This is a genomic window from Ensifer sp. EB106-03-01-XG145 (assembly GCF_058792075.1).
Genome location: NZ_JBYTEC010000003.1, coordinates 41,814 through 61,036 on the forward strand (window position 1 = coordinate 41,814; position 19,223 = coordinate 61,036).

19 protein-coding genes are annotated in these 19,223 nt (G+C 62.8%); 13 read left to right on the top strand and 6 right to left on the bottom strand.

Annotated features, from left to right (window positions below):
- The first annotated feature begins 9 nt into the window (after nt 1–9).
- The 5 genes from AC3WWH_RS10785 to AC3WWH_RS10805 all read left to right on the top strand — a co-directional run bounded on the left by AC3WWH_RS10785 (nt 10) and on the right by AC3WWH_RS10805 (nt 5,013).
- Nucleotides 10–1,080 carry an ABC transporter ATP-binding protein gene (locus tag AC3WWH_RS10785; RefSeq protein ID WP_093233142.1) on the top strand — a complete coding sequence of 357 codons (1,071 nt, stop codon included), beginning with the start codon at nt 10–12 and terminating at the stop codon, nt 1,078–1,080.
- Between the two features lie 2 nt (nt 1,081–1,082).
- Nucleotides 1,083–1,949, top strand: coding sequence for a carbohydrate ABC transporter permease (locus AC3WWH_RS10790; RefSeq protein ID WP_057255038.1), 867 nt, complete (start codon nt 1,083–1,085; stop codon nt 1,947–1,949).
- Between the two features lie 22 nt (nt 1,950–1,971).
- Nucleotides 1,972–2,790 carry a carbohydrate ABC transporter permease gene (locus AC3WWH_RS10795; RefSeq protein ID WP_057255037.1) on the top strand — a complete coding sequence of 273 codons (819 nt, stop codon included), beginning with the start codon at nt 1,972–1,974 and terminating at the stop codon, nt 2,788–2,790.
- On the top strand, nt 2,790–3,212 hold the full coding sequence (locus AC3WWH_RS10800; protein ID WP_082616181.1) for a DUF2160 domain-containing protein: 423 nt from the start codon (nt 2,790–2,792) through the stop codon (nt 3,210–3,212). The genes AC3WWH_RS10795 and AC3WWH_RS10800 overlap by 1 nt, the downstream gene beginning before the upstream one ends.
- A gap of 79 nt (nt 3,213–3,291) precedes the next feature.
- Nucleotides 3,292–5,013: an ABC transporter substrate-binding protein gene (locus AC3WWH_RS10805; RefSeq protein ID WP_057255036.1), complete on the top strand. Its 1,722-nt coding sequence runs from the start codon at nt 3,292–3,294 to the stop codon at nt 5,011–5,013.
- A 112-nt stretch (nt 5,014–5,125) separates the two neighbouring features.
- Here the strand turns inward: AC3WWH_RS10805 and AC3WWH_RS10810 are convergent, their stop codons facing one another.
- Complete coding sequence (locus AC3WWH_RS10810) at nt 5,126–5,581, bottom strand: hypothetical protein (RefSeq protein ID WP_113478620.1); 456 nt, start codon at nt 5,579–5,581, stop codon at nt 5,126–5,128.
- A 300-nt stretch (nt 5,582–5,881) separates the two neighbouring features.
- Here AC3WWH_RS10810 and AC3WWH_RS10815 point away from each other — a divergent pair, with 300 nt between their 5' ends.
- Together AC3WWH_RS10815 and AC3WWH_RS10820 are read left to right on the top strand one after the other, a co-directional pair.
- Nucleotides 5,882–7,366 carry a nucleobase:cation symporter-2 family protein gene (locus tag AC3WWH_RS10815; protein ID WP_058321747.1) on the top strand — a complete coding sequence of 495 codons (1,485 nt, stop codon included), beginning with the start codon at nt 5,882–5,884 and terminating at the stop codon, nt 7,364–7,366.
- Between the two features lie 158 nt (nt 7,367–7,524).
- On the top strand, nt 7,525–8,436 hold the full coding sequence (locus AC3WWH_RS10820; RefSeq protein ID WP_058321746.1) for a DMT family transporter: 912 nt from the start codon (nt 7,525–7,527) through the stop codon (nt 8,434–8,436).
- Between the two features lie 71 nt (nt 8,437–8,507).
- On the opposite strand, the gene AC3WWH_RS10825 is transcribed toward AC3WWH_RS10820, so the two are convergent.
- On the bottom strand, nt 8,508–8,936 hold the full coding sequence (locus AC3WWH_RS10825) for a Fur family transcriptional regulator (RefSeq protein ID WP_057255032.1): 429 nt from the start codon (nt 8,934–8,936) through the stop codon (nt 8,508–8,510).
- A gap of 121 nt (nt 8,937–9,057) precedes the next feature.
- Between AC3WWH_RS10825 and AC3WWH_RS10830 the strand changes: the two genes are divergently transcribed.
- The 4 genes from AC3WWH_RS10830 to AC3WWH_RS10845 are packed head-to-tail and all read left to right on the top strand — an operon-like array spanning nt 9,058 to nt 12,597.
- Nucleotides 9,058–9,963: a metal ABC transporter substrate-binding protein gene (locus AC3WWH_RS10830; protein WP_057255031.1), complete on the top strand. Its 906-nt coding sequence runs from the start codon at nt 9,058–9,060 to the stop codon at nt 9,961–9,963.
- The gene (locus AC3WWH_RS10835) at nt 9,960–10,895 is read left to right on the top strand and encodes a manganese/iron ABC transporter ATP-binding protein (protein WP_058321745.1); all 936 of its coding nucleotides are present in this window, start codon (nt 9,960–9,962) and stop codon (nt 10,893–10,895) included. The genes AC3WWH_RS10830 and AC3WWH_RS10835 overlap by 4 nt, the downstream gene beginning before the upstream one ends.
- Nucleotides 10,892–11,752 (top strand): metal ABC transporter permease, encoded by an 861-nt coding sequence (locus tag AC3WWH_RS10840; RefSeq protein ID WP_057255029.1) that lies wholly within the window; start codon nt 10,892–10,894, stop codon nt 11,750–11,752. Before AC3WWH_RS10835 ends, AC3WWH_RS10840 begins: the two co-directional genes overlap by 4 nt.
- Nucleotides 11,749–12,597: a metal ABC transporter permease gene (locus tag AC3WWH_RS10845; protein WP_058321744.1), complete on the top strand. Its 849-nt coding sequence runs from the start codon at nt 11,749–11,751 to the stop codon at nt 12,595–12,597. Before AC3WWH_RS10840 ends, AC3WWH_RS10845 begins: the two co-directional genes overlap by 4 nt.
- Before the next feature lie 39 nt (nt 12,598–12,636).
- On the opposite strand, the gene AC3WWH_RS10850 is transcribed toward AC3WWH_RS10845, so the two are convergent.
- Nucleotides 12,637–13,386 carry a F0F1 ATP synthase subunit A gene (locus tag AC3WWH_RS10850; protein WP_113398903.1) on the bottom strand — a complete coding sequence of 250 codons (750 nt, stop codon included), beginning with the start codon at nt 13,384–13,386 and terminating at the stop codon, nt 12,637–12,639.
- 330 nt (nt 13,387–13,716) lie between these two features.
- Entirely contained in the window at nt 13,717–14,622 is a 906-nt protein-coding gene (locus tag AC3WWH_RS10855; RefSeq protein ID WP_058321803.1) for an aminoglycoside phosphotransferase family protein, read from the bottom strand.
- Nucleotides 14,623–14,898: 276 nt separating this feature from the next.
- On the opposite strand from AC3WWH_RS10855, the gene AC3WWH_RS10860 reads away from it, so the two are divergent.
- Nucleotides 14,899–15,825, top strand: a complete 927-nt coding sequence (locus AC3WWH_RS10860; RefSeq protein ID WP_058321742.1) for a DUF6030 family protein — start codon at nt 14,899–14,901, stop codon at nt 15,823–15,825.
- Nucleotides 15,826–15,861: 36 nt separating this feature from the next.
- Here AC3WWH_RS10860 and AC3WWH_RS10865 read toward each other — a convergent pair whose 3' ends face one another.
- A complete protein-coding gene (locus AC3WWH_RS10865; RefSeq protein ID WP_057255025.1) occupies nt 15,862–16,293 on the bottom strand; it encodes an Lrp/AsnC family transcriptional regulator in 432 nt (143 codons plus the stop codon).
- A gap of 125 nt (nt 16,294–16,418) precedes the next feature.
- Here AC3WWH_RS10865 and AC3WWH_RS10870 point away from each other — a divergent pair, with 125 nt between their 5' ends.
- A complete protein-coding gene (locus tag AC3WWH_RS10870; RefSeq protein WP_057255024.1) occupies nt 16,419–17,522 on the top strand; it encodes a saccharopine dehydrogenase family protein in 1,104 nt (367 codons plus the stop codon).
- Nucleotides 17,523–17,695: 173 nt separating this feature from the next.
- Here the strand turns inward: AC3WWH_RS10870 and AC3WWH_RS10875 are convergent, their stop codons facing one another.
- The gene (locus AC3WWH_RS10875; RefSeq protein WP_058321741.1) at nt 17,696–19,123 is read right to left on the bottom strand and encodes a mannose-1-phosphate guanylyltransferase/mannose-6-phosphate isomerase; all 1,428 of its coding nucleotides are present in this window, start codon (nt 19,121–19,123) and stop codon (nt 17,696–17,698) included.
- Nucleotides 19,124–19,223: the final 100 nt, after the last annotated feature.

Sequence of the window (19,223 nt, forward strand, 5' to 3'; positions counted from 1 at the left end):
GAGGAAAACATGGCACGCATCGATCTCGAACATATCCGCCACGCCTATGGCGCCAAGCCGAAGTCTGAAAACGACTACGCGCTGAAGGAAGTGCATCACGAATGGAACGACGGCGGCGCCTATGCGCTGCTCGGCCCTTCCGGCTGTGGCAAGACCACGCTGCTCAACATCATCTCGGGCCTGATCAATCCGTCCGAAGGGCGCATTCTCTTCGACGGCAAGGACGTGACGCATCTCTCGACCCAGGAACGCAACATCGCCCAGGTGTTCCAGTTCCCGGTCATCTACGACACGATGACCGTCTACGACAATCTGGCCTTCCCCTTGCGCAACCGGCATGTGCCGGAAGCCGAGGTCGACCGCCGCGTCAAGGAGACGATCGAAATGATCGGTCTCGGCGGCTGGGCGAAGAAGACCGCCCGCGGGCTGACCGCCGACCAGAAGCAGAAGATCTCGCTTGGCCGCGGCCTCGTGCGCAACGACGTCAGCGCCATCCTGTTCGACGAGCCGCTGACCGTCATCGATCCGGAAATGAAGTGGGTGCTGCGCTCGCAGATCAAGCGGCTGCACAAGCAGTTCGGCTTCACCATGGTCTACGTCACCCACGACCAGACCGAGGCGCTCACCTTCGCCGACAAGGTCGTCGTCATGTATGACGGCCAGATCGTTCAGATCGGTACCCCGGCCGAACTCTTCGAGCGCCCGCGCCACACGTTCGTCGGCTACTTCATCGGTTCGCCGGGCATGAACGTGCTTCCGGTCAAGCTCGACGGCAACACCGCGACGGTCGGCGGCGAACACGTGGCCTTGAACTTCCTGCCCAAGTTCAAGGCCGGCGCCAAGACCGAGCTTGGCATCCGCCCGGAATTCGTCTCGCTCGGCCGCGAAGGCATGCCCGTCGCGATCACCAAGGTCGAGGACATCGGCCGCCACAAGATCGTGCGCGCCCGCTTCGCCGATCAGCCGATCTCGATCATCGTCGACGAGGATGGCGAGATCCCCGCCGATCCGCGCGTCCGCTTCGATCAGAAAGCCATCAACATCTACGCCGATTCCTGGCGCGTCGGCGAGGAGGCCTGACCATGGAAAAAACCTGGAACAACAAGGCCTGGTTCATGGTGCTGCCGGTTCTCGTGCTGGTCGCCTTCTCGGCCGTCATCCCGCTGATGACCGTCGTCAACTATTCGGTCCAGGACACCTTCGGCAACAACGCGTTCTTCTGGGCCGGCACCGACTGGTACGTGCAGGTGCTGACCTCCGACCGTTTCTGGGACGCGCTCACCCGCAACCTGATCTTCTCGGCGATCATTCTGGCCATCGAAATCCCGCTCGGCATCATCATCGCGCTCAACATGCCGAAGAAGGGCCTCGGCGTCCCGGTCTGCCTCGTCCTGATGGCGCTGCCGCTCCTGATCCCGTGGAACGTCGTCGGCACCATCTGGCAGGTGTTCGGCCGCGTCGATATCGGCCTGCTCGGCCGCACGCTCGAAGGCATGGGCATCAACTACAACTACGTGCAGAACCCGGTCGCTGCCTGGGTGACGCTGATCGTCATGGACGTCTGGCACTGGACGAGCCTCGTCGTGCTCTTGTGCTATGCCGGCCTCGTCTCGATCCCGGACGCCTATTACCAGGCGGCCAAGATCGACGGCGCCTCGCGCTGGTCGGTGTTCCGCTACATCCAGCTGCCGAAGATGAAGCGCGTTCTGCTGATCGCCTTCCTGCTGCGCTTCATGGATAGCTTCATGATCTATACCGAGCCCTTCGTCGTCACCGGCGGCGGCCCCGGCAACTCCACCACCTTCCTGTCGATCGACCTCGTCAAGACGGCCATTGGCCAGTTCGACCTCGGTCCGGCGGCAGCGCTATCGATCATCTACTTCCTCATCATCCTGCTGCTCTCGTGGATCTTCTACACCGTGATGACCACGAGCGACGCGCAAGGCTGATAAAGGCGGGAGGAGAACCAACATGCAAACACAACCGCTTACCGAACGCCTTTCCTGGCTGGTGCCGACGATCTACATCGTCTTCCTGCTCCTGCCGATCTATTGGCTCGTCAACATGAGCTTCAAGGAAACGAGCGAGATCCTCAGCACCTTCTCGCTTTGGCCGGTGAACCCGACGCTCCGGAACTACCAGGTGATCTTCACCGATCCGTCCTGGTACAACGGCTACATCAACTCGATCATCTACGTCGTGATGAACACGGTGATCTCGGTATCGGCAGCGCTGCCGGCGGCCTACGCCTTCTCGCGCTACCGCTTCCTCGGCGACAAGCACCTGTTCTTCTGGCTCTTGACCAACCGCATGGCGCCGCCGGCCGTTTTCGCCCTGCCGTTCTTCCAGCTCTATTCGGCCTTCGGCCTGATCGACACGCACATCGCCGTGGCGCTTGCCCACTGCCTGTTCAACGTGCCGCTCGCCGTCTGGATCCTCGAAGGCTTCATGTCGGGCGTGCCGAAGGAAATCGACGAAACCGCCTATATCGACGGCTATTCGTTCCCGCGCTTCTTCGTGAAGATCTTCATGCCGCTGATCGCCTCGGGCATCGGTGTCGCCGCCTTCTTCTGCTTCATGTTCTCCTGGGTCGAACTGCTGCTAGCCCGCACGCTGACGACCACGGACGCCAAGCCGATCGCCGCCACCATGACCCGCACCGTCTCCGCTTCCGGCCTCGACTGGGGCGTGCTGGCCGCTGCCGGCGTGCTCACCATCATTCCGGGGGCGCTGGTGATCTATTTCGTCCGCAACTACATCGCCAAGGGCTTTGCCCTGGGGAGGGTATGATGACCGCTCAACCCATTCGCAAGGCTCGTTGGCAACTGCCCTTCGCCGCCGTTCTGATCGTCTACGCCGCCGCCGCCGGGCTGCTCATGAGCATGCTGCCGATCAAGGACGGCGCACGCGACTGGTTCGCGCCGCTGGTCGCCGGCGGCTGGATGGCCTGGTCGTTTCCGTCGGCCATGTTCTTCCTCACCATCTTCGCGCTGCTGTCGATGATGGCGGTCTGGGAATATGCCGCGCCGGGCGGAAACCCGCGCGTCGGCATCCTGCGCTTCGAGACGACACGGGGCGATCGCCTCTTCGTGTCGCTGCTCGGAAGCGCCTTCATTCACCTCGCATGGCTCGGTTTCGTCGGCGGGCAGAACCTGTGGTGGGCGCTCGCGCTCTCGCTGGTCTATGCCGTCGGCGTCTTCCGCTATGTCTGAGGCGAGCCGATTTGAGGGGCCGCGGGAGCGGCCCCTCAAAAGCTAAAGAACCGCATTCGCAAACCTAAGGGAGGGAATTATGCGACGGCATCTTTTGACTACGACGGCGGCTATGCTGCTGGCTTTCACCGGCACCGCTTTTGCCGGCATGGACGAGGCAAAGAAGTTCCTCGATACCGAAATCGGCGACATGTCCTCGCTCGACCGCGCGGCCCAGGAAGCCGAAATGCAGTGGTTCGTCGATGCGGCCAAGCCCTTCGCCGGCATGGAAATCAAGGTCGTTTCCGAAACGATCACCACCCATGAATACGAATCGAAGACCCTGGCCAAGGCCTTCGCCGACATCACCGGCATCAAGATCACCCACGACCTGATCGGCGAAGGCGACGTCGTCGAAAAGCTGCAGACGCAGATGCAGTCGGGCGAAAACGTCTATGACGCCTACATCAACGACTCTGACCTGATCGGCACCCATTGGCGTTACCAGCAGGCGCGCAGCCTGACCGACTTCATGGCCAATGAAGGCAAGGACGTCACCAACCCGAACCTCGACATCGACGACTTCATCGGCAAGTCCTTCACGACAGCACCGGATGGCAAGCTCTACCAGCTTCCCGACCAGCAGTTCGCGAACCTCTACTGGTTCCGCTACGACTGGTTCAACGACGAGAAGAACAAGGCGGACTTCAAGGCGAAGTACGGCTACGACCTCGGCGTTCCGGTCAACTGGTCGGCCTATGAGGATATCGCCGAGTTCTTCACCGGCCGCGAAGTCGACGGCAAGAAGGTCTATGGTCACATGGACTACGGCAAGAAGGACCCGTCGCTCGGCTGGCGCTTCACCGACGCCTGGCTGTCGATGGCCGGCAACGGCGACAAGGGCATCCCGAACGGCAAGCCGGTCGACGAGTGGGGCATCAAGGTCGACGAGAACTCGCGTCCGGTCGGCTCGTGCGTCGCCCGCGGCGGCGACACCAACGGCCCGGCCGCCGTCTACTCCATCCAGAAGTACCTCGACTGGATGAAGGCCTATGCACCGGCAGCTGCCCAGGGCATGACCTTCTCGGAATCCGGTCCGGTTCCGTCGCAGGGCGAAATCGCCCAGCAGATGTTCACCTACACGGCCTTTACCGCCGACTTCGTCAAGCCGGGCCTGCCCGTCGTCAACGAGGACGGCTCGCCGAAGTGGCGTTTTGCTCCGAGCCCGCACGGCGTCTACTGGAAGGACGGCATGAAGCTCGGCTACCAGGACGCCGGTTCCTGGACGCTCTTGAAGTCCACCCCTGACGACCGCGCCAAGGCCGCGTGGCTCTATGCACAGTTCGTGACCTCGAAGACCGTCGACGTGAAGAAGAGCCATGTCGGCCTCACCTTCATCCGCCAGTCGACGCTCGACCACAAGAGCTTCACGGACCGTGCTCCGAAGCTCGGCGGTCTGATCGAGTTCTATCGTTCGCCGGCCCGCCTGCAGTGGTCGCCGACCGGCACGAACGTTCCAGACTATCCGAAGCTGGCTCAGCTGTGGTGGCAGGCGATCGGCGATGCATCCTCGGGTGCCAAGACCGCTCAGGAAGCCATGGACTCGCTGTGCGCCGAGCAGGAGAAGGTTCTCTCCCGTCTCGAACGTTCGGGCGTCCAGGGCGACATCGGTCCGAAGCTCGCCGAAGAGCATGACCTTGAGTACTGGAACGCCGAAGCCGTCAAGGCTGGCAACCTCGCTCCGCAGCTGAAGGTCGAGAACGAGAAGGAAAAGCCGCAGACCGTCAACTATGACGATCTGGTCAAGAGCTGGCAGAAGTAACAAGAAGGCCGCCCCCCACCGGGCGGCCTTTTTCTTTCAGGAGATGCGGCACCGGGGTCTGCAACGGCCCCGGTATTTCTTTGCCGGCAATCCCTGACCGGCATCGCCGTGCCTACATCCGGGCCAGCCGAAGGCGTCCGGACTTCTCGGACCGGCGCTTGTCGAAGATCGCCCGGACGGCGCGCGTCGAGCCGTCGTCCATCTGCACCGTCATGTCCATGTAGAGATGCTTGTCGACGATAGCGATCCGGATATCGAATGGCTGGCCGCGATAGTGGCTGGTACCGTCCTCGCTCCAGCGACCGATCCCCTCAGCGCTATGGCCGCCTCCAGCGCGTCCGAGATGGACCACCGCGAACCATCCGTCCTTGCCCGTCACCTTCAGGACCGGACCGTTCCGCCTGATTTCGACCCAGCAGGCCCCGCACGCGTCCGTTCCTGACTCCACCTGCTGCCACTGCCCCGGAAAGGTGGCGCCGTTGGCGCGCGCGGCAACCGGTGGAAGCGCGAAGGCGAGCGCGAACGGCACAGCGAGCAACCGCCAGAAGGCCAATCTCCAAGATACCATCGATCATGATCCCAAACGAACAGCGCCGGAGCACCGGCGTAAGGGACCATCGCTGCTTCGCATTGCGGCTACGTTGCATGGTCTCCGGCCTCGTCAGGCTCGCCCGCAGCTTTCGTCAAGGCTCGCGACCTTGCGGCAACCGTTCCCGCTGCCAGCGCATCGTGACTGATTACCCCCGGATTCCGGAAAGTGTTTTCGTTTTCGCAATACTTGCGACATTCTGCCTCGGCACGGAAAAATTGTGCTCCCCTGTTGGAGGACGGGGGAACCGGACTGGTCGACGTGATGGGAGGAGGAACCATGAGCGACGTTTCCAGCATACACCCGGTGGACGAGAAGCTGCCTGTGGGCAGGCTCGCGACGCTTGGGATCCAGCACGTTCTTGTCATGTATGGCGGCGCCGTCGCGGTACCGCTGATCGTCGGCCGGGCATTGCAGCTCAGCCCCCAGGATGTCGCTTTCCTGATCTCGGCCGATCTGTTCGTCTGCGGCATCGTCACCATCATCCAGTCGCTCGGCCTCGGTCGCAGCTTCGGCATCCGCCTTCCCGTCATGATGGGCGTTACGTTCGCGTCCGTCGGCCCGATGGTTTCGATGGCGGCGATGACCCCGGGCCAGGAGGGCGCGCGCATGATCTTCGGCGCCATCATTGGCGCCGGCCTCGTCGCCCTGCTGATCGCGCCGTTGATGGGCAGATTGCTCAAGTTCTTCCCGCCGATCGTCACTGGCACCATCATTCTCGTCATCGGCGTTTCGCTGATGCGGGTAGGCGTCAACTGGATCTTCGGCAATCCTTTCGGCCCAACGGCGCCGAAACTGGTCGACCCAGCCCATACCGAATGGCTGGCCGCGATAAAGGCCGCGGCCGCCGCCGGCGGACCTGCTATTCCCGACGGTCTGGTGCTCGGCGCCACAGTGCCGAACCCGCTCTATGCGGAGCCGGGCCACATCGCGCTTGCCGCCTTCGTGCTTGTGTCCATCCTCGTCATCGCACGCTTCGGCCGCGGATTGATCAGCAACATCGCGGTGCTGACCGGCGTCGTCCTCGGCTGCGTCCTCGCCGCAGCACTCGGCATGATGCACTTCGACCGGGTGGCCGACGCCGGCTGGTTCGCAGTGGTCACGCCGCTGCGCTTCGGCATGCCGATCTTCGATCCAGTGCTGATCGCCACCATGTCGCTTGTGATGATCGTCGTCATGATCGAATCGACGGGCATGTTCCTGGCGCTCGGCGAAATGACCAACCGCGAGGTGTCGCAGCAGCAGCTGACGGCGGGGCTCAGGGTCGATGGCCTCGGCACGATGATCGGCGGCCTGTTCAACACCTTCCCCTATACGAGCTTCTCGCAAAATGTCGGTCTCGTCGGCGTCACCGGCGTGAAGAGCCGCTATGTCTGCGTGATGGGGGGCGTCATCATGATCGCGCTCGGACTGATCCCGAAGATGGGCGCTCTGGTGGAAGCGGTGCCGACCTTCGTGCTCGGCGGCGCCGGCCTGGTGATGTTCGGCATGGTGGCCGCCACCGGCGTGCGCATCCTGTCGACCGTCGACTTCAAGTCGTCGCGCAACAACCTCTTCGTTGTCGCCGTCTCGGTCGGCTTCGGCCTGATCCCGTTGATCGCGCCGAACTACCTGATGTGGCTGCCGCATGCGATCCACCCGATCATCGAGTCCGGCATCGTGCTCGCTTCGATCTCGGCGGTGGTGCTCAACGCCTTCTTCAACGGCCTGAGCCTGGAAAGGTCCGCGTCCGTCAACGCGGCCAAGCTCGCCGACAGCCACTGAGCGATACAGAAAGCACCCGCCCCGGTCCCGAAAGGTGACCGGGGCTTTGTCGTCTCACGTCCACGGAGAGATCTCGATACTTCGATCGCCACCGAAGCATCTGCCATCTCCACGGCGCTAGAAGAAGGACAACGACGACGACACGAAGGTTCCATGCCATGGCCAAGACCAATCTCACCCTCGAACTTCTCCTCTTACTTGCGCTTGCTACGCTCTGGGGCGCTTCCTACACCTTCATCAAGATCGGCGTTGAAACCATTCCGCCGGTCACGCTGATTGCCGCCCGTACCTTGATCGCCGGCGCGCTACTTCTCGCGGTTCTCCGTTGGCGTGGCCTGAAGATGCCGCGCGACCTCGCAACCTGGCGGCGGTTCCTGTTCCAGGCTTGCCTCAACAGCGTCGTGCCCTTCACACTGATTGCCTGGGCGGAACAGACGATCGATGCCGGCATCGCCTCGATCCTCAATGCGACGACGCCGATCTTCGCCTTCCTGATGACGGCCCTGATCACCCGCCACGAGGCGGTCACCGCCCGCAAGCTCGTCGGCGTGATTGCCGGCATGACCGGCATCAGCCTGATCATCGGCATGGAGGCCTTCGGCGGTCTCGGCGCGCAATTGCTGCCACAGCTCGCCGTGGTGCTCGCCACCGTCTGCTATGCCGGTGCCGCCATCTTCGGGCGCAGCTTCAAAGGGCTCGACCCGATGATGCCCGCCGCCGGCTCGCTGATATCAGGCACGGTGCTGCTGATCCCCACCAGCCTCATCGTCGACAGGCCCTGGACGCTGGCTCCATCCATGGATTCGCTGCTTGCGCTCCTCGGCCTCGCAGTCTTTTCGACAGCACTTGCCTTCGCCATCTACTTCCGGCTGATCCAGACGCTGGGTTCGGTCGGCGCCACGGCCCAGGCCTATCTGCGCGTGCCGGTCGGTGTCGCCATCGGCGTGTTCTTCCTGGGCGAACGGCTGTCGGACACCGCCTGGATCGGCCTTGGTTGTGTCATCATCGGCGTTGCCGCCATGACCATACCGGCGCGGCGGCGCACCTCCGCCGTCGCGGGGCGCGGCTGACACTCTTTCATTTGAAAGCAAAAGGAGACGTTGCGCGACATCACGAGCGCAACGTCTCTGACGAGCTTCGCTCAGTCCTTGCGCTTGCGGCAGTAGAGCTCGAGCCGGTGGCGCACCAGATCGTAGCCGAGCTCGGCGGCAATCTCCGCTTGCAGTTGCTCGATCTTGTCGGAACGGAACTCGATCACAGCACCCGTGTCGATATCGATCAGATGATCGTGATGCGGGGCGTCGGCGGTCTCGAAACGAGCCGTCGCGCTTTCGAAGGCATGGCGCTGCACGACGCCCTGCTGCTCGAGCGCTGATAGCGTCCGGTAGACCGTCGAAAGCGAGACGGTGGCGTCGATTTCCTTCGCCCGGCGATGCAGTTCGTTTGCATCCGGATGGTCTTCGGCGGTGGCGAGAATCTTCAGGATTGCGGAGCGCTGGCGCGTAACGCGCACGCCGCCATCCCTCAAAACGCCTTCCAGCTCTTCGACACGATTCTTGTTCTGTTTCATGGTCGTTACACTAGCCAAGGGCATTGGTTTTGAAAATAGCTAGTTGCGAATGCTTCGCATTTGCATTGACTTATGCAAATCATTCCCCTACTCCTGTGATGTCAACATCTGGGAGTAGCGAATGATCGATCAGACGAAGCGCGCGATCCTGGCAGCGGCAGCTGCCCTGGCAGCCATCGCGCTCCTTCCCGGCGCCGGCTCAGCGCAGGAGAAATTCAAGGCAGTGACGACCTTCACGGTCATTGCCGACATGGCCAAGAACGTCGCGGGCGACGCCGCAATCGTCGAATCGATCACCAAACCGGGTGCCGAGATCCACAACTACCAGCCGACCCCGCGCGACATCCTGAAGGCGCACGACGCCAAGCTGATCCTGTGGAACGGTCTGAACCTGGAGCTCTGGTTTGAGAAATTCTTCCAGAACTTTGATGACGTCCCCGGTGCCGTCGTCTCGACCGGCGTCGAGCCCATGGGCATTGCCGAAGGCCCCTACAGCGGAAAGCCCAATCCGCATGCCTGGATGTCGCCATCGGCAGCCCTCATCTATGTCGACAACATTCGCGACGCCTTCGTGAAGTACGATCCCGCCAATGCCGAGACCTACAAGGCGAATGCCGAGGCCTATAAGCAGAAGATCGAGGCGACCATCGCGCCGATCCGCGCCGAGATCGCCAAGATCCCCGAAGACAAGCGCTGGTTGGTTTCGAGCGAAGGCGCCTTCAGCTACCTGATCCGCGATTTCGGCATGAAGGAACTCTACCTCTGGCCGATCAATGCCGACCAACAGGGTACCCCGCAACAGGTCCGCAAGGTCATCGACGCCGTCAGGGCCAACCACATTCCGGTCGTCTTTTCCGAAAGCACGATCTCGCCCGATCCGGCTGAGCAGGTGGCGCGCGAAACCGGTGCAAAATACGGTGGCGTGCTCTACGTTGATTCCTTGAGCGAGGCGGACGGTCCGGTTCCCACCTATATCGATCTGCTGCGCGTCACATCGGAAACCATCGCCAAGGGGCTTTCGCAATGAACCTTCAGGTGAAGCCCCGCTCCGGCCCCGTGCCGGCGTCCGGCGAACAGGGCAGCGGCATCCGTGTCTCTGGCGCGACAGTCACCTACCGCAACGGCCTGCGGGCCCTGCGCGACGCGACCTTCGAGATCCCGACGGGCACGATCACCGCGCTCGTCGGCGTCAACGGCAGCGGCAAGTCGACACTCTTCAAGGCGATCATGGGCTTTGCCCGGCTCTCGCGCGGCGAGATCTCGATCCTTGGCCGTTCGGTTCCGGAAGCGCTCAAGAAGAACCTCGTCGCCTATGTGCCGCAGGCCGAGGAGGTCGACTGGAACTTCCCGGTCCTGGTCGAGGACGTCGTCATGATGGGCCGCTACGGCCACATGAACATGCTGCGCATCCCGAAGACGGCGGATCATGAGGCGGTCGAGGCAGCGCTTGCGCGCGTCGGCATGAGCGACTATCGCAAGCGCCAGATCGGTGAACTCTCCGGCGGCCAGAAGAAGCGCGTCTTCCTGGCGCGCGCGCTCGCCCAGGATGGCAAGGTCATCCTGCTCGACGAACCGTTCACCGGCGTCGACGTCAAGACCGAGGACGCGATCATTCGCCTCCTGATCGGCCTGCGTGACGAGGGCCGGGTCATGCTGGTTTCCACCCACAATCTCGGCAGTGTGCCGGAATTCTGCGACCGCACCGTGCTCCTCAAGAACACCGTGCTCGCCTATGGCCCGACGGAAACCACCTTCACCCGCGAAAACCTGGAACTCGCCTTCGGCGGCGTTCTCCGGCACTTCGTGCTCGGCGGCGAAAACCTGCATGACGATGCCGATCCGCGGCAGCTCGCCGTCATCACCGACGACGAGCGCCCGCTCGTCATGTATGGCGACAAGGATCGGATGGTGGCGCAGCCGGCAAAACCCGAGACCAACGGGGAACCGAACGGCAAATGATCGCCACGCTCCTGGAACCCTTCACCTATGGCTACATGGTCAATGCCATGTGGGTGAGCGCGCTGGTCGGCGCCGTCTGCGCCTTCCTCTCCTCCTATCTGATGCTCAAGGGCTGGTCGCTGATCGGTGATGCCCTCTCGCATTCGATCGTCCCGGGGGTCGCCGGCGCCTATATGCTGGGCCTGCCCTTCTCGCTCGGCGCCTTCTTCTCCGGCTCGCTTGCCGCCGGCGCCATGTTGTTTCTCAACCAGCGCACAAGGCTCAAGGAAGACACGATCATCGGCCTGATCTTCACCTCCTTCTTCGGCCTCGGGCTTTTCATGGTCTCGCTGTCGCCGACATCGGTGAATATTCAGACCATCGTGCTCGGCAACATCCTGGCGATCACGCCCGCCGACACACTGCAGCTCGCGATCATCGGCATCGTCTCGCTGGTCATTCTGACAGCGAAGTGGAAGGACCTGATGGTGACCTTCTTCGATGAGAGCCACGCCCGCTCGATCGGCATTCCCACCACCTTCCTCAAGGTGCTGTTCTTCACCCTGCTCTCGGCCTGTACGGTCGCAGCACTGCAGACCGTCGGCGCTTTCCTTGTCATCGCCATGGTGGTGACGCCTGGCGCGACCGCTTACCTGCTCACGGATCGCTTTCCGCGGCTGATCCTGATCAGCGTCGCCATCGGTGCGCTGACGAGCTTCTTCGGCGCCTATTTCAGCTACTTCCTCGACGGTGCCACCGGCGGCATCATCATCGTGCTGCAGACACTCATCTTCCTGACGGCCTTCGTCTTGGCCCCGAAGCACGGGCTGCTCGCCGCGCGCAGGCGCAGCGCCGAACCGATGGAGGCTGCCCGATGATCTCGCTCGACATGCTGCTTGCGGTCTTCGAATTCGAGTTCATGCGCAACGCGCTTCTGATCTCGGTGCTGGTGGCGATCCCGACCGCCATGCTCTCCTGTTTCCTGGTGCTGAAGGGCTGGTCGCTGATGGGCGACGCGATCTCGCATGCGGTCTTCCCCGGCATTGTCATCTCCTACATCGTCGGCCTGCCGCTTGCCGTCGGCGCCTTTGCCGCCGGCATGTCCTGCGCGCTCCTGACCGGCTATCTCAAGGAAAACAGCCGCATCAAGCAGGATACGGTGATGGGCGTGGTCTTCTCCGGCATGTTCGGCTTCGGGCTGGTGCTCTACACCAAGATCCAGAGCGACGTGCACCTCGACCACATCCTCTTCGGCGACATGCTCGGCATTGGCTGGCGCGACATCGCCGAGACCGGCGTGATCGCCTTGGTCGCCACCGGTATTCTCGCCGTCAAATGGCGCGATTTCCTGCTGCACGCCTTCGATCCCGCCCAGGCCAAGGCCGTCGGTCTTCCGGTTAACTGGTTGCACTATGGGCTGCTCGCGATCCTGTCGCTGACGATCGTCGGCGCGCTGAAGGCGGTGGGGTTGATCCTTGCCATCGCCATGCTGATCGCACCCGGCGCCATCGCCTTCCTGGTCACCCGCACCATGGGCGCCATGCTCATCGTCGCCGTGCTCATCGCGATGACGGCCTCCTTCTGCGGCGTCTATCTCTCCTTCTTCATCGACAGCGCGCCGGCGCCGACCATCGTGCTCCTGATGACCGTGATGTTCCTGATCGCCTTTGCCTGGACCTCCTGGCGGACCTACCGGAACGAAGCGCGGCGGGCGATCGAATGACAAAGAGGCTCCCGTTGCAGGGAGCCTCATCGCCTGTTCTCAGTGGCTCGGATGGAGCGCGTCGTTGAGATACATGCAGGTGAGCATGGTGAAGATATAGGCCTGGATGAGCGCCATAAGCAGTTCGAGCCCGGTCAGCGCCACCGTCATCAGCAGGGGCATGACCGCAGCCAGGATCCCGAGCGCCCCAAAGCCGCTGAGGCCCACGACGAAGCCGGCGAAAACCTTGAGCGTGATATGGCCGGCCAGCATGACCGCGAAGAGACGAACCGAGTGGCTGACGGGGCGCGAGAGGTAGGAGACCACCTCGATCGGGATGATGATCGGCGCCAGAATCAACGGCACGCCCGCCGGCATGAACAGCCTGAGGAAGCCGAGGCCGTGCCGGTAGAGGCCATAGAGCGTGACCGTCAGGAACACCAGCATGGCCAGCGCGAAGGTGACCGCGATATGGCTCGTCACCGTGAAGGCATAGGGGAACATGCCGATCAGGTTGGCGGTGAGGATGAACATGAACAGCGAGAAGACCAGCGGAAAGAAACGCATGCCCTTCGCGCCGGCATTGTCGCCCAGCGTCTTTGCCGCAAACTCATAGAGGATCTCGGCAGCCGACTGCGCCCGGTTCGGCACGAGGCCGCGTCTTCCCGTCGACAGGAGCAGGAAAAGACTGGCGATCGCCACCGTCAACGCCATATAGGCGGCCGAGTTGGTAACGCTGATCTGGTGACCGCCGATCTCGGCGATCGGCAGGAGCGACTTGATCTCAAATTGTTCGATGGGTCCGGCCATCATCAACCTCATGTGTTGGCGGAGACGCATCGGCGGCGCGCGTCGGCGGCCGCCGGCGCGTCAATGTGTTGGACAAGCGATCGGCGGCCGAGATCGTTCCACGAAGCGATTGCTTCCGATGGAATGACCAGGCTGTTCAATAAAGGGAAAGGTCGCGCGGACGTGCCGCGAGCTTTGGGGCTGCATGATGCGATCGACTCCAAGTATCTCGGTCGAGATACTGGGGCCGTCCCCAGGCGAAGCACCGACGCGGGTCGTCCCGCGTGCGCCTGACCTAGAGGCAATTTGCAGCGGGGTCAAGCTGGCTTGCGCCCGATCGTGGCTTGGGCGCTAGCCGAAGCGGCGATGATCCGCAAGCACGTCTTCGATCACCGTGCGCTGCTTTGCCTTCTCGCTTGCAGGCGCGCCGGTCATGCCGGCAAGCACGATCAGCGCCTTCCACAGGGTCCAGCCACGCCCGCGGGCCCAGGCACCGCGATCGAGGGTCATGCCATCACGGAAGACCTCGCGGCTCTCGCCATGGAAGAACGTCCAGGCTATCGCCAGATCGCAGGCGGGGTCGCCGACACCCGAAGTGCCGAAATCGATGACCGCGCTCAAGCGACCCTGCGCGACCAAAAGGTTGCCCCAGGCGATATCGCCGTGAAACCAGACGGGCGTCCCCTCGAATGGCGCAGCAAGGGCCGCTTCCCAGACCTCTCTGGCCGCCGCCGTGTCGACCTGTCCCTCAAGCAGTGGGAGCGCCTGACGTGTCTGCTCGTCATAGAAGGCAGGCGGACCGCCGCGGTGGAAATTGTGGTCGCCGGGCAAGGGCCCACTCGCAGCATCCGCTTGCCGCAAGGCGCGCAGAAACCGCGTGAGATCCTTCGCCACTTGCCCGAGATCTGCGACCCGCTCCACGGCCAACGTTTCCCCCTGAAGCCAGCGGTAGACCGACCAGGGCCAGGGAAAGCTTTCTCCCGGCGTGCCCTTGGCAAGCGGCACGGGAATGGGCAGCGGCAATTGGGGAGCCAGCCGCGGCAGCCAGCGGTGCTCCTTATCCACTTGCAGCACATAGCGCTCGGCGCTTGGCAGGCGCACGGTCATCTGCTCGCCGAGCCGGAAGCTCCTGTTGTCCCAGCCGCCGGGCTCGATCGGGCGCACCGCAAGATCCGACCATCGCGGAAACTGTGTCGCGATCAGCCGCCGTACCAGCGACGCATCGATCACAAGCTCGGCTGAATTCGGGTTTGCCATGACGTATTCCATTCGATGTTTGCGTCCAGAAGCTATGTGATCGTCCCCGGATTTCAACTTCCTAGTTCACCGTAACGCTCGTTCAGCGGCGCGTTGTGTTGAGACGTGACAGTCGCTTGCCGATATCGGCGGTTGCATATTGCCGCCGCGACGGATTTCGGGGATGAAGAAGGCCTAGACCCGTTGATAGCTTGAGATCATGGAAGCCCGGCCGACCGATCACCTTTTGCTGGAGGCGCCGCGCCTCATCGCGCCCCGCCGGGCAGGCGGGGCAGCATGAGCGCGACCCGTGGCAAGACGCCGGCTCCAAAGCCTGCCGGTCGGACGGGACTGCGCTTCTTTCTCGTCGCCCTCATCCTGATCGTCACCGCCATTCTCGCGACGGCCCTGCTTGCCAACGAACAGCGCAACCTCAAGAAAGTTCTCGTGGCATTGGGGCTGCCGACGACCTTCCTGGCAAAGAGCAAGCCCTCCGAACCGACGGGCGAAAAGCCGGCAAGGCGCGAACCGCCACGCATCGCCCTGCCCGCCTGGACCTTCCAGGATCTGCAGACGCCGGAGCAACAGTTCCTGCGCGTCATCCGCAGCGATCCCAAGGCGCTCTGCGACGAGCTGCGCGACGCCGGCTTTCGCGAACTCGAATGGAAAGCCGGTGCCGGTGAGCGTGCCCAATGGGAATGTTCGTCACTCGTCTCCTTCCCGCGTCCGGGCGAGGACAAGCCTTCATCGATCTTCATCTTCGTCAAAGGCAGCGGCGAGGAGGAAATCACCTCCTTCCGCGTCAAGCTCAACATCGAGCGACCGGAGGACCGCCAGGCCGTGACCACGGCAGCGGCGCGGGCAGCGGCCGTGTTCCTCGACCACGTGCGCTGGGCCGATGCCGCAAGCGTCACACTGCAGATCCAGGCGCTGAAGGAATTCGATCTCAAGCGTTTCGGCAGCCGCATCCAGTTCAAGCGCGAGTCCGACGAGGTGACGCCGCGCTTTAACTTCCTTGCCAACCAGCCGCCGCGCGCGCGGCCGAAGAGCATTGCCGAGCTTTACTTCGACCGGAGCAAATGGCTCGCCTATGGCGATGCCGGACTGCGTAGCTTCGTCAAGGGCCCGACAGACTGGAACGTGCCGGCAAAAGTGCCGAATGGGAAGGAGCCAGCGACGGACGCCACGCTCGGCGAGAAGCCCTCCGCGGGGCATGCGCCATGACGATTCCGTCGCTCGCTGACTTAGGAAAGCAACGGCCTACCGATCGATCCGGGTCGAAAGGATAATCGAAGATAGCGTCCGGTCGACGCCGTCGATCTCGCCGATGCGGTCGATCAGAAGATCAAGTTCGCTGATCGACGTCGCCGCGACCACGGCGATAAGATCGAAACTGCCGCTGACAGAATGCAGCGTCTGGATTTCACGGATGGCACTGAGTTCAGGGGTCACGCGGCTCAGCGCCCGCGGCGCGATGGTGATCAGCACATGCGCCTTGACCAGCCCCTTCTCGTAGCTCTCCGACAGGCGCACGCCGTAGCCGGCGATGATTCCCTCGCGCTCCAACCGCTCGATCCTCGCCTGCACTGTCGTGCGCGACAGGCCGAGCCGGCGCGCGATCGTCGCCGTCGGCATGCGGGCATTTTCGCTGAGGACGGCGAGGAGCTCTCGATCCTTGTCCGTGATTTGCATTTCGTCGGTCCAGTTGGGCAATCTGCCGAATATCTATAGGCGATTTAGTCGTTTCGGCGCTTCAAATCAACAACCCCTCCCACGACAATAGGGGCACACACAGTTCTCATGCCCTGGGGGAAAGAATGAAGAATATCGTCGTCATCGGAGCAGGCAAGATCGGCTCCACCATCGCTCGCATGCTCGCCCATACCGGCGACTACAGCGTCTGCGTCGCCGACCGCAGCGCCGAGCAGCTGGAGCAGGTGGAAAAGCACGCTGCCATCACGACCGCGACGGTCGATATCGCCGACAAGAAGCAGCTCGTCGCTCTTCTCTCGGGCAAGTTTGCCGTCCTCAGCGCCGCTCCGTTCCACCTGACGGTCGCCATCGCCGAAGCCGCTGCTGAAGCCGGCATCCACTATCTGGACCTGACCGAAGACGTCGAATCCACTCGCCAGGTCAAGGCGATCGCCGCCAAGGCGAACACCGCCTTCATCCCGCAGTGCGGCCTCGCACCGGGCTTCATCTCGATCGTCGCCAACGATCTCGCCAGCCACTTTGAGACGCTGGAAAGCGTGCGCATGCGCGTTGGCGCCCTGCCGCAGTACCCGTCGAACGCGCTCAACTACAATCTTACCTGGAGCACCGACGGCGTTATCAACGAATATATCGAGCCCTGCGAAGCGATCGTCGAAAACAACCTCATCGAAGTGCCGGCAATGGAAGAGCGCGAAGAATTCTCGCTCGACGGCGTCACCTATGAAGCCTTCAATACCTCGGGCGGTCTCGGCACGCTCTGCGAAACGCTGAAGGGCAAGGTTCGCACGCTGAACTACAAGACGATCCGCTATCCGGGCCATGCCGCCATCATGAAGGCGCTCCTCAACGACCTCGGCCTGCGCCACCGCCGCGAAGTCCTCAAGGACATCTTCGAGAACGCCCTGCCGACCACCACTCAGGACGTCGTCGTGATCTTCGTTACGGTTTCGGGCTTCCGCAGCGGCCGCCTGATCCAGGAAACCTACGCCAACAAGGTCTATAGCGGCGTCGTTGCCGGTCGTATGCAGAGCGGTATCCAGATCACCACGGCAGGCAGCATCTGCGCCGTGCTCGACCTGCTCGCCGAAGGCAAGATCGCCTCGAAGGGCTTCGTTCGCCAGGAAGACATCAGCCTCGACACCTTCCTCGCAAACCGCTTCGGCCACTACTACGCTCAGAAGGGCGAAACCGAGCGCGTCGCCGGCTGATCCTTCAGCTATAAGCGTGCCGAATTTGGAGCGGGACAGACGTCCCGCTCTCACCTACGCAAAGCCCGGGTCTTGGCCCGGGCTTTTTTCGTGTCGTCCGATCATTCGGGCCTGAGGCGCCGCGTCGTATCAGACGCGCGCAAAGGTCGCCGTAGCACTTTGACGGATACCCCTTAGCTTCGGCCGAATTCGTCCTCGATACGGATGATGTCATCTTCGCCGAGATAGGAGCCGGTGCGCACCTCGATCAGTTCCAGCGGGATTTTGCCCGGGTTGTGAAGCCGATGCACGATCCCCGGCGGAATATAGACCGACTCATTCTCGTGCAGCATTCGCGTTTCCCCGGACATCGTGATCTCCGCAGTGCCGCGCACCACGATCCAATGTTCCGCCCGATGATGATGCTTCTGCAGTGAGATCTTCTTGCCGGGGTTCACGCGCAGACGTTTGACGGCAAAGCGTTCTCCGTCCGAAATGGCCGCGACCGCCCCCCAGGGGCGATAGGACGTCGGGTGTATCTCGGTCAGCGCCGCCGTCTGTGGCGACTTCGCCAGCGTCTTGACGATGGAACCGACGCTCTGGCTATCGGCCAGCCGTCCGACATAGACGGCATCCTCGCCGGCAATGACGGCGACATCGTCCAGCCCTTGAACTGCAAGGTGAATGTCGCGCGACAGGACCAGCGAATTGCGCGTGTTCGACACCGTGGCCTTGTCGGTGACGACATTGCCGTCGCCGTCCTTTTCTCCCGTCTTCCAGACCGCGTCCCAGCTGCCGAGATCGGACCAGAGGAAGGAAGACGGCACCACAGCCGCCCGCTCAGTCTTTTCAAAGACCGCATAATCGACGGAGATATCAGGCGCAGCGGCAAAGCTCGCCGCGTGCAGCCGGGTGAAGTCGAGATCCTTCTGAGCCCCTTCCACCGCGAGCTTCGTCGCTTCCCAGACCTGGGGCGCGTGGCGCTTCATCTCATCAAGAAAGTGCTTTACCGGCAGCATGAACATGCCGGAGTTCCAGAGGTAGCGCCCGGTCTCGAGCATTGCCTCGGCTTTGGCGCGGTCCGGCTTCTCGACGAACCGCGCCACACGGTTCGTGCCAGCCGTCAGTTCTTCGCCGCGCTCGATGTAGCCGTAGCCGGTCGCCGGTTCCGTCGGCGTGATGCCGAAGGTCACCAGTTCTCCGTGGCGGGCGGCCTGGTGCGCCCTGAGTATGCAATCCCTGTAGACCTCGCCGGCATCGATCTCATGGTCAGAAGCAAGCACCTGCATGACCGCACCCTTGCCGTAACGGCTGAGTACCTGGAAAGCCGCGGCAGTCAGCGCCGGCGCTGTGTTGCGTGCAACCGGCTCAAGGAGGATGTCGCCCAGATGTACGTCGATCGCCCGCGCCTGCTCCGCGACGATGAAGCGAAAGTCGCTGTTGGTGACGATGATGGCCGGCTCGAACTGGCCGGCGTCGCGCACGCGCTCCAGCGTCTGCTGGAACAGTGAACGATCGGAAAGGATCTGCAGGAATTGCTTCGGAGCGGCGGCGCGAGAGAGCGGCCACAAACGGGTGCCGCGCCCGCCCGCCATGATCACCGGAACAATCTTTGACGTCATGCCGGCGCCTCTTCTTCTTTGAGCTGAACTTTCAGGGACCAATAAAGGGCTTCTGATGAAGAATAGCTAAAGCGCCGATCCGGGCAAGCCATTCACCGAC

What these genes read in the sequence shown, in the direction of transcription:
- AC3WWH_RS10785 (WP_093233142.1), top strand. Translation starts at nt 10, where the DNA reads ATGGCACGCATCGATCTCGAACATATCCGCCACGCCTATGGCGCCAAG.
- AC3WWH_RS10790 (WP_057255038.1), top strand. Translation starts at nt 1,083, where the DNA reads ATGGAAAAAACCTGGAACAACAAGGCCTGGTTCATGGTGCTGCCGGTT.
- AC3WWH_RS10795 (WP_057255037.1), top strand. Translation starts at nt 1,972, where the DNA reads ATGCAAACACAACCGCTTACCGAACGCCTTTCCTGGCTGGTGCCGACG.
- AC3WWH_RS10800 (WP_082616181.1), top strand. Translation starts at nt 2,790, where the DNA reads ATGACCGCTCAACCCATTCGCAAGGCTCGTTGGCAACTGCCCTTCGCC.
- AC3WWH_RS10805 (WP_057255036.1), top strand. Translation starts at nt 3,292, where the DNA reads ATGCGACGGCATCTTTTGACTACGACGGCGGCTATGCTGCTGGCTTTC.
- AC3WWH_RS10810 (WP_113478620.1), bottom strand. Translation starts at nt 5,581, where the DNA reads ATGGTATCTTGGAGATTGGCCTTCTGGCGGTTGCTCGCTGTGCCGTTC.
- AC3WWH_RS10815 (WP_058321747.1), top strand. Translation starts at nt 5,882, where the DNA reads ATGAGCGACGTTTCCAGCATACACCCGGTGGACGAGAAGCTGCCTGTG.
- AC3WWH_RS10820 (WP_058321746.1), top strand. Translation starts at nt 7,525, where the DNA reads ATGGCCAAGACCAATCTCACCCTCGAACTTCTCCTCTTACTTGCGCTT.
- AC3WWH_RS10825 (WP_057255032.1), bottom strand. Translation starts at nt 8,936, where the DNA reads ATGAAACAGAACAAGAATCGTGTCGAAGAGCTGGAAGGCGTTTTGAGG.
- AC3WWH_RS10830 (WP_057255031.1), top strand. Translation starts at nt 9,058, where the DNA reads ATGATCGATCAGACGAAGCGCGCGATCCTGGCAGCGGCAGCTGCCCTG.
- AC3WWH_RS10835 (WP_058321745.1), top strand. Translation starts at nt 9,960, where the DNA reads ATGAACCTTCAGGTGAAGCCCCGCTCCGGCCCCGTGCCGGCGTCCGGC.
- AC3WWH_RS10840 (WP_057255029.1), top strand. Translation starts at nt 10,892, where the DNA reads ATGATCGCCACGCTCCTGGAACCCTTCACCTATGGCTACATGGTCAAT.
- AC3WWH_RS10845 (WP_058321744.1), top strand. Translation starts at nt 11,749, where the DNA reads ATGATCTCGCTCGACATGCTGCTTGCGGTCTTCGAATTCGAGTTCATG.
- AC3WWH_RS10850 (WP_113398903.1), bottom strand. Translation starts at nt 13,386, where the DNA reads ATGGCCGGACCCATCGAACAATTTGAGATCAAGTCGCTCCTGCCGATC.
- AC3WWH_RS10855 (WP_058321803.1), bottom strand. Translation starts at nt 14,622, where the DNA reads ATGGCAAACCCGAATTCAGCCGAGCTTGTGATCGATGCGTCGCTGGTA.
- AC3WWH_RS10860 (WP_058321742.1), top strand. Translation starts at nt 14,899, where the DNA reads ATGAGCGCGACCCGTGGCAAGACGCCGGCTCCAAAGCCTGCCGGTCGG.
- AC3WWH_RS10865 (WP_057255025.1), bottom strand. Translation starts at nt 16,293, where the DNA reads ATGCAAATCACGGACAAGGATCGAGAGCTCCTCGCCGTCCTCAGCGAA.
- AC3WWH_RS10870 (WP_057255024.1), top strand. Translation starts at nt 16,419, where the DNA reads ATGAAGAATATCGTCGTCATCGGAGCAGGCAAGATCGGCTCCACCATC.
- AC3WWH_RS10875 (WP_058321741.1), bottom strand. Translation starts at nt 19,123, where the DNA reads ATGACGTCAAAGATTGTTCCGGTGATCATGGCGGGCGGGCGCGGCACC.